The organism is Streptomyces sp. NPDC006430 (genome assembly GCF_040612395.1).
Lineage (GTDB): Bacteria > Actinomycetota > Actinomycetes > Streptomycetales > Streptomycetaceae > Streptomyces.
On record NZ_JBEXQA010000001.1, the window covers coordinates 628,830 to 645,195 of the forward strand.

9 protein-coding genes and 1 pseudogene are annotated in these 16,366 nt (G+C 71.8%); all 10 read left to right on the forward strand.

Annotated features, from left to right (window positions below; all coding sequences use genetic code 11):
- The first annotated feature begins 167 nt into the window (after window positions 1-167).
- The 10 genes and pseudogenes from betA (at window position 168) to ABZZ20_RS02955 (ending at window position 16,330) form a co-directional block, all read left to right on the forward strand.
- Complete coding sequence (gene betA / locus ABZZ20_RS02910) at window positions 168-1,862, forward strand: choline dehydrogenase (protein WP_356866020.1); 1,695 nt, start codon at window positions 168-170, stop codon at window positions 1,860-1,862.
- 13 nt (window positions 1,863-1,875) lie between these two features.
- Window positions 1,876-2,760: a 5,10-methylenetetrahydrofolate reductase gene (locus ABZZ20_RS02915; RefSeq protein WP_356866022.1), complete on the forward strand. Its 885-nt coding sequence runs from the start codon at window positions 1,876-1,878 to the stop codon at window positions 2,758-2,760.
- Window positions 2,761-2,906: 146 nt separating this feature from the next.
- Window positions 2,907-4,376 (forward strand): aldehyde dehydrogenase family protein, encoded by a 1,470-nt coding sequence (locus ABZZ20_RS02920; RefSeq protein ID WP_356866024.1) that lies wholly within the window; start codon window positions 2,907-2,909, stop codon window positions 4,374-4,376.
- Between the two features lie 46 nt (window positions 4,377-4,422).
- Window positions 4,423-5,505, forward strand: coding sequence for a betaine/proline/choline family ABC transporter ATP-binding protein (locus ABZZ20_RS02925; protein WP_356866026.1), 1,083 nt, complete (start codon window positions 4,423-4,425; stop codon window positions 5,503-5,505).
- Window positions 5,505-7,490 carry an ABC transporter permease subunit gene (locus ABZZ20_RS02930; protein ID WP_356866028.1) on the forward strand — a complete coding sequence of 662 codons (1,986 nt, stop codon included), beginning with the start codon at window positions 5,505-5,507 and terminating at the stop codon, window positions 7,488-7,490. The genes ABZZ20_RS02925 and ABZZ20_RS02930 overlap by 1 nt, the downstream gene beginning before the upstream one ends.
- A gap of 24 nt (window positions 7,491-7,514) precedes the next feature.
- Window positions 7,515-8,543, forward strand: coding sequence for an ABC transporter substrate-binding protein (locus ABZZ20_RS02935; RefSeq protein WP_356866030.1), 1,029 nt, complete (start codon window positions 7,515-7,517; stop codon window positions 8,541-8,543).
- 221 nt (window positions 8,544-8,764) lie between these two features.
- Window positions 8,765-11,248: an FAD-dependent oxidoreductase gene (locus ABZZ20_RS02940; RefSeq protein WP_356866032.1), complete on the forward strand. Its 2,484-nt coding sequence runs from the start codon at window positions 8,765-8,767 to the stop codon at window positions 11,246-11,248.
- Window positions 11,249-11,341: 93 nt separating this feature from the next.
- A complete protein-coding gene (locus ABZZ20_RS02945) occupies window positions 11,342-12,574 on the forward strand; it encodes a sarcosine oxidase subunit beta family protein (RefSeq protein ID WP_356866034.1) in 1,233 nt (410 codons plus the stop codon).
- A 12-nt stretch (window positions 12,575-12,586) separates the two neighbouring features.
- Window positions 12,587-15,711, forward strand: a pseudogene (locus ABZZ20_RS02950) (sarcosine oxidase subunit delta family protein).
- On the forward strand, window positions 15,704-16,330 hold the full coding sequence (locus ABZZ20_RS02955; RefSeq protein WP_356866036.1) for a sarcosine oxidase subunit gamma family protein: 627 nt from the start codon (window positions 15,704-15,706) through the stop codon (window positions 16,328-16,330). The pseudogene ABZZ20_RS02950 and the gene ABZZ20_RS02955 overlap by 8 nt, the downstream one beginning before the upstream one ends.
- Window positions 16,331-16,366: the final 36 nt, after the last annotated feature.

Sequence of the window (16,366 nt, forward strand, 5' to 3'; positions counted from 1 at the left end):
AGCGAAACTATACGCGCCGTCACCAACGCGCAGGGGGCGGAGGTTGGGCCACGAAGTTGCGTGAAACGCAACCTGGTGCGCATGGCGGCACTCGTACTAGCATGCGCCGCGTATCGACGGCTGGGGGCAGCCCTCAGCCGGAGACGACGGGGAGGGACGACACAGCGATGGTGCCCCAGCGTTACGACTTCGTCATCGTCGGCGGCGGCTCGGCCGGCAGCGCCCTGGCGAACCGATTGTCCGCGGATCCCGGGAACCGCGTCCTGGTTCTGGAGGCCGGCCGGCCCGACTATCCGTGGGACGTCTTCATCCACATGCCCGCGGCGCTGACGTTTCCCATCGGCAGCCGCTTCTACGACTGGAAGTACGAGTCCGAGCCCGAGCCGCACATGAACGGGCGGCGCATCTACCACGCCCGGGGCAAGGTGCTGGGCGGGTCGAGCAGCATCAACGGCATGATCTTCCAGCGCGGCAACCCGCTGGACTACGAGCGCTGGGGTGCCGACCCGGGCATGGAGAACTGGGACTACGCGCACTGCCTCCCCTACTTCAACCGGATGGAGAACTGCCTGGCGGCCGACCCGCAGGACGAGTTCCGAGGCCGCTCGGGGCCGCTCGTCCTGGAGCGCGGCCCGGCCTCCAGCCCCCTCTTCCCGGCCTTCCTGGAAGCGGTCCAGGAAGCGGGGTACCCGCTGACCGCAGACGTCAACGGCTACCGGCAGGAGGGCTTCGCGGCCTTCGACCGGACCATCCACCGCGGGCGGAGGCTGTCCGCCGCCCGCGCCTACCTCCACCCGGCGATGAAGCGGCCCAACCTCCACGTGCGCACACGGGCCTTCGTGACCCGGGTCCTCTTCGAGGGCCGGCGTGCCGTGGGCGTCGAGTACCACCGCGGCCGGGGCGCGCCCCGGCAGGTGCGCGCAGGCGAGGTGATCCTGTGCGGCGGCTCGATCAACTCCCCGCAGCTGCTCCAGCTGTCGGGCGTCGGCAACGCCGACGAACTGCGCGCCCTCGACATCGAGGTCATCCACGACCTGCCGGGCGTGGGGGAGAACCTCCAGGACCACCTGGAGGTGTACGTGCAGTACGCCTGCAAGCAGCCGGTCTCGATGCAGCCCCATCTGAAGTGGAGCCGCCGTCCCTGGATCGGCCTCCAGTGGCTCTTCCGCAAGGGTCCCGGCGCGACCAACCACTTCGAGGCCGGCGGATTCGCGCGGAGCAACGAGGACGTCGCCTACCCCAACCTGATGTTCCACTTCCTGCCCGTCGCGGTGCGCTACGACGGCTCCGCGCCGGCCGGCGGGCACGGCTACCAGGTGCACGTCGGCCCCATGTACTCCGACGCCGTCGGCTCGGTGAAGATCAGGAGCAAGGATCCGCGGGAGCATCCGGCCCTGAGGTTCAACTACCTCTCCACCGATCAGGACCGCCGCGAGTGGGTCGAGGCGGTCCGTACCGCCCGCGATATCCTCGGCAAGCCCGCCCTGGCCCCGTACAACGACGGCGAGATCTCGCCCGGGCCGGGCGTCGAGACCGACGAGGAGATCCTCGCGTGGGTGGCCAGGGAGGGGGAGACCGCCCTGCACCCGTCCTGCACCTGCAAGATGGGCACCGGCGACGGCGCCGTCACCGATCCGGCGAGCCTGCGCGTGCACGGGGTGGAGGGGCTGCGCGTCGTGGACGCCTCGGTGATGCCCTACGTGACGAACGGCAACATCTACGCACCCGTCATGATGGTGGCCGAGAAGGCCGCCGATCTCATCCTGGGCAACGAGCCGTTGCCGCCGTCCACGGCCGAGTTCTACCGGCACCACCGCCTCCGTAGCGAGGCAGAGCAGGGGCAGCGCCCCGGCCCCACCTGAGGAGGAAGCGGTCATGTCCGCCCGGCCCACGCCCCATCCCGAGCACTCCGCGCAGACCCCTCTCCTCGGGGGGAGCCTCGCGGACCTGCTGCGCAGGGTCCGCTACGAGGTCCTGCCCGCGAAGGCCACCGAGGACAAGGTCCTCCACCACGTCCCGGCGGACGTGCCCGTCACCGTCACCGCCTCCCCGGCCAAGGGCCTCGGTCCGACACTGGACCTCGCCACCCGCCTGGCCGGGCACGGCTACCGGGTCGTCCCGCACGTCCCGGCCCGACAGATCGTCGACGCCGACCATCTCACGGACATCGTGGACCGGCTGACGGCCGCCGGCATCGAGGACGTCTTCGTACCGGCCGGCGACGCCGACCCGCCGGCCGGTGCGTACGACGCGGCCCTGCCCGTACTGCGCCGGCTCGGCGAGCTGGGCAACCCGTTCGCGCACGTCGGTATCACTGGCTACCCGGAGAGCCACCCCCTCATCGACGACGAGATCACCGTCCGGTCGATGGGGGACAAGCAGGAGCACGCGACGTACATCGTGAGCAACCTGTGCTTCGACCCGCGGACGCTGCGGCACTGGCTCGCACGCGTGCGCGGCCGGAACGTCGTACTGCCGGTGCACATCGGCGTCGCCGGCCCCGTGGAGCGCGCGAAGCTACTGTCCCTGGCCACCAGGATCGGCGTGGGGGAGTCGGCCAAGTTCCTGACCCGCCACCCCTCGTGGTTCCTGCGTTTCGCGGCGCCGGGCGGCTACTCCCCGGAGCGGCTGCTGCGCCGGAGCGCCTCCGCGCTGGGTTCGCCCGAGGCCGGGGTGGCCGGGCTGCACCTGTTCACCTTCAACCAGATCGCCGAGACCGAGCGGTGGCGCCGCGCCATGCTGGAGCGCACCGGCGGCTGACCGGACGCCGCGCGGGTGCCGTGCCCGGCCGCCCGGCCCCCTTGACGTACCGCACCTCTTGGGCGATCGTGTCGTTCCATTCCGAGCAATACGATGCGCAATACGCAACGCACATACCGGTGTTACCCCTGAGAAGGGCTCCGCGCGTGGCAGATCTGTACGTCGACGGGAAGTGGCGCGAAGCGGTGGCGGGCGGCCGGCGGGACATCCGCTGCCCCGCCGACGGAACGCTGGTGCGGACCGTCTCCGAAGGGACGCGGGCCGACACCGAAGCGGCGATCGCCGCGGCGCGCGCCGCCTTCGACACGGGGCCGTGGCCGCGCACGCCCGAGCGGGAGCGCGGCGCACTGCTGCTGCGCACCGCAGACCTGATCGAACGGGACGCCGAGGAGTTCGCCCGTACCGAATCCCTCGACACGGGCAAACGCCTGGTGGAGAGCGCGTACGACATCGCCGACGTGGTGGCCTGCTTCCGGTACTTCGGCGGGATCGCGGGCACCAACGCCGGCCGCGTGGTCGACACCGGTCGCGACGACGCCATCAGCCGGGTCGTCTACGAGCCGGTCGGGGTGTGCGCGCTCATCACCCCCTGGAACTACCCCCTGCTCCAGGCGGCGTGGAAGGTCGCGCCCGCCCTCGTCGCAGGCAACACCCTGGTCCTCAAGCCCAGCGAGTTCACCCCGTCGACCGCCGTCCTGCTGCTGCGCGCGCTGGAAGCGGCTGGACTCCCCGCCGGCGTGGCCAACCTCGTGCCGGGAGCGGGGGCCGAGGCGGGTGCGCCGCTCGCCGAGCACCCGGGCGTGGACATGGTCTCGTTCACCGGCGGCCTGGAAACGGGCAAGCGGGTCATGGCGGCGGCCGCGGCGACCGTGAAGAAGGTGGCGCTGGAGCTGGGCGGCAAGAACCCCAACGTGGTCTTCGCCGACGCCGACGTCGAGGCGGCCGTCGACTTCGCCCTCACCGCAGTCTTCCTCCACTCCGGCCAGGTCTGCTCGGCCGGAGCGCGTCTGATCGTCGAGGACGCGCTGCACGACTCCTTCGTCGACGAGGTCGTGCGCCGGGCCCGGAACATCCGGCTGGGCGGCCCGTTCGATCCCGCCGCCGACACCGGGCCGCTGATCTCCGCGGGTCATCGGGCCAAGGTCGAGGCGTACGTCGCGGCGGGCCTCGCGCAGGGCGCCGTACTGCGCTGCGGCGGCGCCCGCCCCGACGACCCCGCGCTCGCCGACGGCTTCTACTACCTGCCGACCGTGCTCGACGCGTGCCGCCAGGACATGAGCGTCGTACGGGAGGAGTCCTTCGGGCCGGTGCTGACCGTCGAGCGGTTCTCGGGCGAGGACGACGCCGTACGGATCGCCAACGACACGGCGTACGGACTGGCCGGAGCGGTGTGGACGCAGGACGCGGGCAGGGCGCAGCGGGTCGCCCGGAGGCTGCGGCACGGCACGGTCTGGATCAACGACTACCACCCGTACGTGCCGCAGGCGGAGTGGGGTGGCTTCGGGCACTCGGGCGTGGGCCGCGAGCTCGGCCCGACCGGCTTGGACGAGTACCGCGAACCCAAACACATCTGGCAGAACATCCAACCCCGGGCGCAGCACTGGTTCCGTGGCTGAGTCGGTGACGCCGAGCACGGCCGTGCCCTGCGAAGAGAGGTCGACAGTGACCGCAACGAAGACAGGACTGCCGCCGCAGCGGGGCGCCTCCGAGGACGGCACTCCCGTGATCTCCGTCCGCGGGCTGTGGAAGGTCTTCGGGCCCAAGGCCGCGCGGGTGCCGCGGACGCCCGAGCTGTGCGCCCTCTCCCGCCGGGAACTGATGGAGCGCACCGGTTGCACCGCAGCCGTGCGCGACGTGGGCTTCGACGTGTCGCCCGGCGAGGTCTTCGTGGTGATGGGCCTGTCCGGCTCCGGGAAGTCGACGCTCGTCCGCTGTCTGACCCGGCTGATCGAGCCGACCGCGGGGGAACTCGTCTTCGAGGGCGAGGACATCCGTCGCGCCGACCAGAAGAGGCTGCGCGAGCTGCGGCGGCGCAAGCTCGCGATGGTCTTCCAGCACTTCGGGCTGCTCCCGCACCGCCGGGTACTGGACAACGTCGCCTACGGTCTGGAGATCCGCGGCGCCGGCCGGGCCGAGCGCATCCGGCGGGCCAGGGAGGTCGTCGAGCTGGTCGGCCTCGCCGGGTACGAGCAGTCCTATCCCGACCAGCTGTCCGGCGGCATGCAGCAGCGGGTCGGTCTCGCCCGCGCCCTCGCCGGCGACCCGGACGTCCTCCTCTTCGACGAGCCGTTCTCCGCGCTCGACCCGCTGATCCGCCGGGACATGCAGAACGAGGTCGTACGGCTGCACCGCGAGGTGGGCAAGACGATGGTGTTCGTCACCCACGACCTGTCAGAGGCGCTCAAGCTCGGCGACCGCATCCTCATCATGCGCGACGGTCGCACGGTCCAGTGCGGCACCGGTGACGAGCTGGTCGGAGCACCCGCCGACGACTACGTCAGGGACTTCGTCGCGGACGTGCCGCGCGCGCACGTGCTCACGCTACGCCGGATCATGCGTCCGGCGCGCCCGCAGGACCCGCTCGACGGGCCGGAGCTCGCCCCCGGCACGGTCGTCCGGGAGGCGGCGCGCGCCGTCCTCGCGGCGGACCGGCCCGTCAAGGTCGTCGAGAACGGGCGGCTACTGGGCGTCGTCGGCGACGAGGAGATCCTCGCCGTCCTTGCCGGAGCGGAGGGCGGTGCGTAATGGCCGTTCTGGCAGGGGTGACCGCGCGCCCCGGACCGGCGCGGGGCGGCCGGCTGTTGGTCGCGGCCACGGTCCTCCTCGGGTGGGTCGCCGTCTGGCTGGCCCTGCGCGGCACCCACACGCTCGCCCTCGGTACGGCCGAACTGACCCCGCTCCACCGATGGTTCAACGAGATCAACGACGCCGTGGGGGCGGGCCGCAACAGCAATCCGGTCTTCCTCTACGTCTTCAACGAGATCCGGCTGGTCATCGACGGCCTGGTCACCTTCCTCCAGGCGCTGGTCTCGCAGCCGTCCTTCGGCCGCCCGGTACCCGTGGTCGGTTGGCTGGGCGTCGTCGCCCTCGTCGGCTACGTCTCCTGGGCGTTCGGAAACGTACGGGTGGCCGTCCTGGCCGTCGCCGGATTCGTCCTCTTCGGCCTGCAGGGGCTGTGGCGGGAGAGCATGGACACGCTCGCCCTGACCCTGGCGGCGGTCCTCGTCTCCCTGCTCATCGGCATCCCGCTCGGAGTGTGGGCCGGTCTGTCCGACCGGGTGCACCGTCTGACGACCCCGGTGCTCGATTTCATGCAGACGATGCCCACCTTCGTCTACCTGGCCCCTCTGACGCTGTTCTTCCTCATCGGCCCGGCGTCCGCCACCATCGCCACGCTGGTCTTCGCGACGCCGCCCGCGGTGCGCATCACCGCCCACGCGATCCGCTCGGTGCCCGCCGCCACGGTCGAGGCGGCCGCATCGCTGGGCGCGACCCGGCGCCAGGCGCTCACCACCGTGCTGCTGCCGATGTCGAAGCGGACGATCGTGCTGGGCGTGAACCAGACCGTCATGGCCGCGCTGTCGATGGTGACGATCGCCGCGCTCATCGACGCACCCGGGCTGGGGAAGACCGTCGTCAAGGCGCTGGAGACGCTCGACGTGGGCGTGGCGTTCAACGCCGGCCTCGCCATCGTGGTGATGGCCGTCGTGCTCGACCGCGTGACCTGCGCGGCGAGCGCACGGGTGGAGCACGGCCCGCGCGGCATCGGCCGTGCGGCGCGGTGGCGCCGCCCCCTGCTCCTGGCCGGAGGCGTGCTGACCGCCGGGTGCGTCTGGCTCTCCCACACCTACGTGTGGGCGGCGCAGTTCCCCGGCGACACCGGTGTGGGCAGCGCGATCGCCCGTACGGCGGACTCCGCCACCGCGTGGGCGCAGGGCCACCTCGCCGGTGTGACGAACGGTCTGCGCGAGGTGGTCACCACACTGCTGCTCAACCCCTTCGAGGCGCTGCTGACCGGCTCTCCGTGGTGGCTGGTCGGCGCGGTGACGGTGGCCCTCGGCGCGCTGTTGGGCGGATGGCGGGCCGGGGCCACCGCAGCGGGGTGCGTGGCGCTGATCGTCGCAACGGGTCTGTGGCGGGACAGTATGACCACGCTGGCCTCCAGCATCGTCGCGACGGTCATCGTCCTGGCCCTCGGCGTCCTCGTGGGGGTGTGGATGGGCCGCAGCGCCCTGGCCGACCGGCTGGTCCGCCCCGTGCTCGACGCGGGGCAGACGATGCCCGCGTTCGTCTACCTGGTGCCGTTCCTGGCCCTGTTCGGTGCGAGCCGGTTCACGGCGATCGTGGCGGCGATCGTCTACGCGGCTCCGGTCACGGTGAAGATCATCGCGGACGGGGTGCGGGGCGTACCGCAGAGCACGGTGGAGGCGGCGACGTCGGCCGGCTCCAGTACCTGGCAGATCATCACGAAGGTGCAGCTCCCCATGGCGCGCGGCGCCCTTGCCCTGGCCATGAACCAGGGGCTGATCTACGTCCTGTCGATGGTCGTCGTCGGCGGCCTCGTCGGGGCGGGCGCCCTCGGCTACGACGTCGTGGCGGGCTTCTCCCAGGGCCAGTTGTACGGCAAGGGGCTGGCGGCGGGCCTGGCCATCGTGCTGCTCGGTGTCATGTTCGACCGGATCACCCAGGCGGCTGCGCAGCGGGCCGCAAGAGCCCCCAGCGGGCGCTGAGGCAGAAGAAGGGGTAGGACACACATGGCAGGAAACCTCACACCGGAACCCGAACCGGCACGGCTACGGCGGACGGCCCGGCCCACCCGGCTGGCGGCCCTGGCAGGCCTGTCGGTGCTGGCCCTCGCGCTCAGCGGATGCGACGGTGCGAAGGTCGGGGAGGCCGGAGCCGGCGCGTCGGGCGGCGGCAGCACCGGGACGTGCGGCTCCTTCAAGTTGGCCGTCAATCCGTGGGTCGGGTACGAGGCCAACGCGGCGGTCATCGCGTACGTCGCCGCGGAGGACCTCGGATGTGAGGTGACCAAGAAGGACCTCAAGGAAGAGGTCGCCTGGCAGGGGTTCGGCACGGGCGAGGTCGATGCGATCGTCGAGAACTGGGGCCACCAGGACCTGAAGAAGAAGTACATCGAGCAGCAGCAGACGGCCGTCGCCGCCGGTGAGACGGGGAACAAGGGGGTCATCGGCTGGTACGTCCCGCCGTGGCTGGCCCAGAAGTACCCGGACATCACCCAGTGGCAGAACCTCAACAAGTACGCGCAACAGCTGAGGACTTCCGAATCCGGCGACAAGGGGCAGCTGCTGGACGGGGACCCGTCGTTCGTCACCAACGACGGAGCCCTCGTGAAGAACCTGAACCTCGACTACAAGGTGGTGTATTCGGGGAGCGAGGCCGCGCTCATCCAGGCGTTCCGTCAGGCCGAGGCCAAGAAGACGCCCGTGATCGGTTACTTCTACGAACCGCAGTGGCTCTTCTCGGAGCTGAAGCTCGTGAAGGTGGAACTGCCGGAGTACAAGGCCGGCTGCGACGACGATCCGGAGAAGGTCGCCTGTGACTACCCGGTGTACGCCCTGGACAAGATCGTCAGCAAGAAGTTCGCGGAGTCCGACAGCCCCGCCTACCGGCTCGTGAAGAACTTCACCTGGTCGAACGAGGACCAGAACCTCGTGGCGAAGTACATCGCGCAGGACAAGATGTCGCCGCAGGACGCCGCGAAGAAATGGGTGGAGGGCAACCGGGGGAAGGTCGATGCCTGGCTCGGGAAGAAGGGCTGAGCCGGCGGGGCCAGCCCCGCGCCGCCGCCGTGCCCGGAGGCTGTTGCGACAGCCTCCGGGCACGGCTGTTTCCACCGTGGTCCGTACGGGAGTTGCAGCGGATCGACGCCTCTTGACACCACCTTGGGCGACCGGCAGTGTGAGTTGCGCACGCTGCATCACGTTGCGCTGACGGCAACTCGAACGCGAACTCGACTTCTTTCGTATCGGAGGGGGCGGCGATGGCGGGACCGCGCGTGGTCATCATCGGAGCGGGAGTCGTGGGCGCGGCCCTGGCGGACGAACTCTCCTCCCGCGGCTGGACCGAGATCACCGTCGTCGACCAGGGCCCCCTCCCCGCCACCGGCGGATCCTCCTCCCACGCCCCGGGCCTCGTGTTCCAGGCGAACCCCTCGAAGACCATGACCGAACTGGCCCGCTACACCGTCGAGAAGCTCCACAGCCTCGACGTCGACGGACAGCCGTGCTTCCTCCAGGTCGGCGGCCTCGAACTGGCCACCACCCCACAACGCCTCACCGAACTGAGGCGCCGGCAGGGCTGGCTCACCTCCTGGGGCGTCACGAGCCGGCTCGTGGACCCGGACGAATGCGTGGCACTGCACCCCCTGGTGAACCGCGCACGCGTACTCGGCGGCCTGCTGGTCCCCACCGACGGCCTGGCCAAGGCCACGCTCGCCGTCGAGGCGCAGCTCCGCAACGCCCGGGCCCGGGGCGTACGCCTCCTCGACCGCCACGAGGTCCTCGACGTCCGTACCGAAGCTGACGGAGCCACCGGCCGCGACCGTGTCACCGGCGTGGTCACGGACCGGGGCGAGATCCCCGCCGACGTCATCGTCTGCTGCGCCGGCATCTGGGGCCCCAAGGTCGCCCGCATGGCCGGGACGAACCTGCCGTTGACCCCCCTCGCCCACCAACTGGCGTGGACCGGCCCGGTCCCTGCGATGGTCGGGCAGGCCGAGGAGGCGGTGCACCCCATCCTGCGGCACCAGGACGCCGACCTGTACTACCGCGAGCGCTTCGACCGGATCGGCATCGGCTCCTACGGCCACCGGCCCATGCCGGTCTCCGCCGACGACATCGCCCCGCTGGACTGCGCCGAACAGATGCCCTCCGTGCTGCAGTTCACGCCGGACGACTTCGCCGACGCCTGGACCGAGACCCGGTCGCTCCTGCCCGCGACACGTGACGCCAAGGTCGAGGAGGGCATCAACGGCCTCTTCTCCTTCACCACCGACGGGATGCCGTTGCTCGGCGAATCGTCCGCGACGAAGGGATTCTGGGTCGCCGAGGCCGTGTGGGTCACCCACTCCGCCGGCGTCGGCCGCGCCCTGGCCGAATGGCTCGTCGACGGCCACTGCTCCTCCTTCGACCTGCACGAATGTGACGTCAACCGCTTCGAGACGCACCAGCTCGCCCCCGCGTACGTGCGCGCCCGCAGCTGCCGGAACTTCGTCGAGGTCTACGACATCCTCCACCCGCTCCAGCCGACGGGTGATCCGCGGCCCCTGCGCACCAGCCCGTTCCACGTCCGAGAGCGCGAGCTGGGCGGCTTCTTCCTGGAAGCGGCCGGGTGGGAGCGCCCCCAGTGGTACGCCGCCAACGAACCCCTCCTCGACCGGTGGGACGTTCCGACCCCCAACGAATGGGCCGCCCGGACCTGGTCGCCGATCGTCGGTGCCGAGGCCCGCGCCACCCGGGAGGGCGTCGCCCTGTACGACATGACCTCCCTGACCCGGCTGGAGGTCACCGGCCGCGGAGCCGCAGCCTTTCTCCAAGGCCTGACCACCTCCGACGTCGACAAACCCGTCGGCTCGGTGACGTACACGCTGATGTTGGACGAGGACGGCGGCATCCGCAGCGACATCACGGTGGCCCGGCTCGCCCGGGACCACTTCCAGATCGGAGCCAACGGGCCGCTCGACCTCCACTGGCTCACCCGCCACCTCCCCGAGGGGGGACGCCTCCCGGAAGCAGCCGGGGGAGGCTCCGTCGTCGTACGGGACGTCACCGCCGGCACCTGCTGCATCGGGCTGTGGGGGCCGAAGGCGCGCGAGGTGCTCCAGCCGCTCGCCGACGCTGACTTCTCCAACGAGGGGTTGCGCTACTTCCGGGCCCGGCGCGCCCACATCGGCCCCGTCCCCGTCACCGCCCTGCGCCTGAGCTACGTGGGAGAGCTCGGCTGGGAGCTGTACACGACCGCTGACCTGGGCCTCACCCTGTGGGACACCCTGTGGGAGGCCGCACGGCCGTACGGCGGCATCGCGGCGGGCCGGGGCGCCTTCAACAGCCTGCGCCTGGAGAAGGGCTACCGCGCGTTCGGCACCGACATGACGTACGCACACGACCCGTACGAGGCCGGTGTCGGCTTCGCCGTCACAAAGGGAAAGGGCGACTTCATCGGCCGGGCCGCACTGGAGCGGCGCGCCGCCGACGTACGACGCCGCCTCACCTGCCTCACCATCGACGACCCCAGCGCGGTGGTCATGGGCAAGGAGCCCGTGTACGACGGCCACCGGCCGGTCGGCTACGTCACCAGCGCGGCGTACGGATACACCATGGGCAAGGGCATCGCCTACGCCTGGCTGCCCGCCGAACTCTCCGTGCCCGGCCGGGCCGTGGACATCGGCTACTTCGACCGGATCGTCCCGGCGGTCGTCGCGGAGGAGCCGCTGTTCGACCCGGCGATGAAGCGGCTGCGCGGCTGAAGGGGCCGCACCCACCCGTCCGGCCCCTGCACACCTCTCCGTCCCCCCGTCCGAGGTAGGTCGCATGCACGCCCAGCAGCCAGGAGACGCCCGATGAGCCCCCGGACCCCCGGCGCCGAACTTCCCGACCACCCCCGATGGCTGTGGCGCACGCCCGAACCGCGGCGCGGATACGACGTGGTCATCGTCGGCGGTGGCGGGCACGGCCTGGCCACCGCCCACTACCTCGCGAAGAACCACGGCATCACCGATGTCGCCGTCCTCGAACGCGGCTGGCTCGCAGGCGGCAACATGGCCCGCAACACCACCATCATCCGCTCCAACTACCTCTGGGACGAGAGCGCGGCGATCTACGAGCACGCGCTCAAGCTGTGGGAGGGGCTGGAGGAGGACCTCGACTACCCCCTCCTGTTCTCCCAGCGCGGGGTACTGAACCTCGCCCACAGCCTCCAGGACGTACGGGACGGCGTGCGCCGGGTGGAGGCCAACCGGTTGAACGGCGTGGACGCCGAGTGGCTCGACCCCCACCAGGTCGAGGAGGTCTGCCCGATCGTCAACACCTCTCCGGAGGCCCGTTATCCGGTCATGGGGGCCACCTACCAGCCGCGCGCGGGCATCGCCAAGCACGACCACGTCGCCTGGGGCCTCGCCCGCGCCGCCGACGCCGCGGGCATCGACCTCATCCAGAACTGCGAGGTCACCGGAATCGACGTACGGGACGGCCGGGTCACCGGAGTGCAGACCTCGCTCGGCCCGATCGCCGCCGGCCGGGTCGCCCTCTGCGCGGCCGGCCACACCTCCGTACTCGCCGCCATGGCCGGCTTCGACGTGCCCCTCCAGAGCCACCCGCTGCAAGCACTGGTCTCCGAGCTGCTGGAGCCGGTGCACCCCACCGTGGTCATGTCGAACGCGGTGCACGTGTACGTCAGCCAGGCCCACAAGGGCGAACTGGTCATGGGCGCGGGCATCGACGCGTACAACGCGTACACGCAGCGCGGCGCCTTCCACATCATCGAGCGCCAGATGGCGGCCGCCCTCGAACTCTTCCCGGTCTTCGCCCGCGCGCACGTCCTGCGCACCTGGGGCGGCATCGTCGATGTCAGCCCGGACGCCTCACCCGTCGTCGGGCTCACCCCCGTGGAACACCTCTACCTCAACTGCGGCTGGGGTACCGGCGGCTTCAAGGCCACCCCCGGAGTCGGCTGGGCCTTCGCGCACACCGTCGCCCACGACGCCCCCCACCAGCTGAACGCCCCCTTCACGCTCGAACGCTTCACCACCGGCGCGCTCGTCGACGAGCACGGCGCGGCCGCGGTGGCCCACTGAGGAGCCCCGACGATGCTGCTCATTCCCTGCCCCTGGTGCGGGCCGCGCGACGAGGCCGAATTCCACTACGGCGGCCAGGCGCACGTGCCCCACCCCGCGGACCCCGCGACCCTGAGCGACGAGGCCTGGGCCCGCTACCTCTTCTTCCGCGGCAACCCCAAGGGGCCGTTCGCGGAGCGGTGGTGCCATGCGGACGGCTGCCGCCGCTGGTTCAACGCCGTCCGGGACACGGCGACCAACGAGATCCTCGCCGTCTACCGGGCCGGCGAGCCGGGACCGGTGATCCCATGACCGACTCCTTCCGTCTCCCCGACCGGGGCCGCGTCCGGCGGGACCAACCGCTCGGCTTCCGTTTCGACGGCGTGGACCACCAGGGCTACCAGGGCGACACCCTTGCCTCCGCACTGATCGCGTGCGGCGTCCTCCAGGCCGGCACCAGCACAAGGTTCGGCCGCCCGCGCGGGATCTTCACCGCCGGAGTGGAGGAGCCGAACGCCGTCGTGCAGATCGAGGCGCCGTTCCCCGAACCGATGCTCGCGGCGACCACCGTCGAACTGTACGAGGGGCTCGTCGCGAGCAGCCTGCCCGGGCGCGGACGACTCGCCACCGGACCGGATCCCGCCCGCTACGACGCCGTGCACGCCCACTGCGACCTGCTGGTCGTCGGAGCGGGCCCGGCCGGCCTCGCCGCGGCCACGGCGGCCGCCCGCAGCGGGGCGCGCGTGATCCTCGCCGACGACCAGCCCGAGCCGGGCGGCAGCCTGCTCGGCACGGGAGAGCTGCCGCAGTGGTCCGCCGCGGCGGGCGCGGAACTCGACGCGGCGCCCGAAGTCCGGGTGCTGCGCCGCACCACCGTCTTCGGCCACTACGACGACAACCACGTGCTCGCCGTGGAACGCCGCACCCACCACCTGGGCGCGCAGGCACCCGCGTACGTTTCGCGCGAGCGGGTCTGGCGGATCCGCGCACGCCGGGTCGTCCTGGCGACCGGCGCCCACGAACGGTCACTGGCCTTCGCCGACAACGACCGCCCCGGCGTGATGCTCGCCGGCGCCGCCCGTACGTACGTCAACCGGTTCGGGGTCCTCCCGGGCCGCCGCGCGGTCGTGTTCACCACGAACGACAGTGCGTACGCGGCCGCACTCGACCTGGCCGCGGCCGGCGTGGACCTCGCGGCCGTCGTGGACGCCCGGACCGACCCGGGGGAGTGGGCGGACCAGGCCGCGCGGGCCGGCATCGAGGTGCTCGCCGGGCACCTCGTGACGGGCACGGCGGGGGCGGCCGCAGCGGCGGCCGCACCGGCCCCGGGGCGGGTCACCTCCGTGACCGTGGTCCCCGCCGGGAACGGCGCCGTGACCCGCGAGATCGCCGCCGACCTCCTCCTCGTCTCCGGCGGATGGAACCCGGTCGTCCATTTGTTCAGCCAGGCGGGCGGGCGCCTGCGCTACGACCCGGCGCTCGGGACGTTCGTGCCCGACGGCTGCCGGCAGGCCGTGGAGGTCGCCGGCTCGGCGGCCGGCGAGCTCGACCTGTCCCGTTGCCTGACAGCGGGCGCAGCTGCCGGAGCCCGGGCGCTCGAAGCAGAGGGCTTCGCCGTACCCGATGCGCTCCCGCTCCCGCCCGTGGCGGCGCAGCCCGGAACACCTGCCCGGCACCTGTGGGTCGTCCCCGGAGCCGACACCGCCCGCTCCTTCGTGGACCTCCAGCGCGACGTCACCGTCGACGACCTCGCCCGCGCGACGGGCGCCGGCCTGCGCTCCGTGGAACACCTCAAGCGCTACACCACGGCGGGCACGGCCAACGACCAGGGCAAGACCTCGGGCGTGCTCGCGAGCGGAGTCGTCGCGCACCTGCTGGGCGTCGACCCCTCCGAGACGGGTACGACGGCCTTCCGCGCGCCGTACGTCCCGGTCTCGTTCGCCGCCCTCGCCGGCCGCGACCGAGGCCCGCTGCACGACCCCGTACGCGTCACCGCGCTGCACGACCAGCACGCCGCGCACGACGCCGTGTTCGAGAACGTCGGCCAGTGGAAACGCCCCTGGTACTACCCGCAGGCCGGAGAGGACAGGACGGCGGCGGTGCTGCGCGAATGCCGGGCCGCCCGCGAGGGCGTCGCCCTCATGGACGCCTCCACCCTGGGCAAGATCGACGTACAGGGGCCGGACGCAGGGGTCTTCCTGGACCGGCTCTACACCAACGTGATGAGCACCCTGAAGGTCGGCGCGATCCGCTACGGCGTCATGTGCCGCGCCGACGGGATGCTGTTCGACGACGGCACCGCCATCCGGCTCGCCGACGACCGCTTCCTCCTCACCACCACCACCAGCAACGCAGCGGCCGTACTGGACTGGATGGAGGAGTGGCTCCAGACGGAGTGGCCCGAACTGCGCGTGCACTGCACCTCGGTCACCGAACAGTGGGCCACCGTGGCCCTGGTCGGGCCGCGCTCCCGTGACGTACTGCGGGCACTGGCCCCGCAACTCGCCGTGGACGCAGCCGGATTCCCGTTCATGACCTGGCGCGACACGACCGTCGCCGGCATCCCGGCCCGCGTCTGCCGCATCAGCTTCTCCGGCGAACTCGCCTACGAGATCAACGTACTGCCATGGGAGGCCCCGGCGCTGTGGAAGGCGCTGTACGAGGCCGGCGGCCCGCTCGGCATCACCCCGTACGGCACCGAGACCATGCACGTCCTGCGCGCCGAGAAGGGGTACCCGATCGTCGGCCAGGACACCGACGGCACCGTGACCCCGCAGGACCTCGGCATGGGCTGGGTGGTGTCCGGGAAGAAACCCGACTTCATCGGCAAGCGCTCGCACACCCGGGCCGACACCGCCAGGCCCGACCGCAAGCACCTCGTCGCACTGCTACCGGACGACCCGGGGGTCCTGCTCCCCGAAGGCACCCACCTCGTCGCCGGCGCCGTACTGCCGCAACCACCGGTACCGATGCTCGGCCACGTCACCTCCAGCTACCGCAGCGCGGCCCTCGACCGCACCTTCGCACTCGCCCTGGTGAAGGGCGGCCGGGACCGGATCGGCGACCGGCTGTACGCGCCGGTAGGAGGAGAGCTGGTTCCGGTCACGGTCGCACCTCCTGTTCTCTACGACCCCGAAGGGGCACGCCGGGATGGCTGACACCGCTTCCGCCCACCCGAGCGACCGGGTGAGCCCGCTGTCGCAGTACGCCGAACGCCTGGCCCGCGCCACCCGCGCGTCGCACGGGGCACTGCGACTTGCGGAAATCCCCTTCCTCACCCAGGTCGACGTGCGGCTGGACTCCAAGGGGCCGGCCGCGGACCCGGTCGCACTCGCGCTCGGATTCCCGTTGCCGTCGGAGCCCAACACCGTCGCGCGCGGCGGCGAACTCGCGGCCCTGTGGCTGGGCCCGGACGAATGGCTCGTCGTCGGCCCGGCCGGAGCTCGAACGCACCTGGAAGCCCGGCTGCGCGGCGCCGTCGGCGACCGGTACGCCGCGGTCGTCGACGTCTCGGCGCAGCGCACCACCCTGCTCGTCGCCGGCGCCCGGTCCGGCGAACTCCTCGCACACGGCTGCTCCCTCGACCTGCACCCCCGCTCCTTCGGCCCGGGCCGCTGCGCCCAGACCACGCTGGCCCGCGCACAGGTGGCGCTGGTCCCGCTCGACGCACCTGGTCCCGGATTCCAGGTCCTGGTGCGTTCCTCCTTCGCCGGCTACCTGGCCGAGTGGCTCCTGGACGCCGCATCGGAGTACGTCCGCGGCCGGGCGACCCGGTAGTCCGTCGGGGCGCCGTCCGCCCCGCAGCAGGCGTCG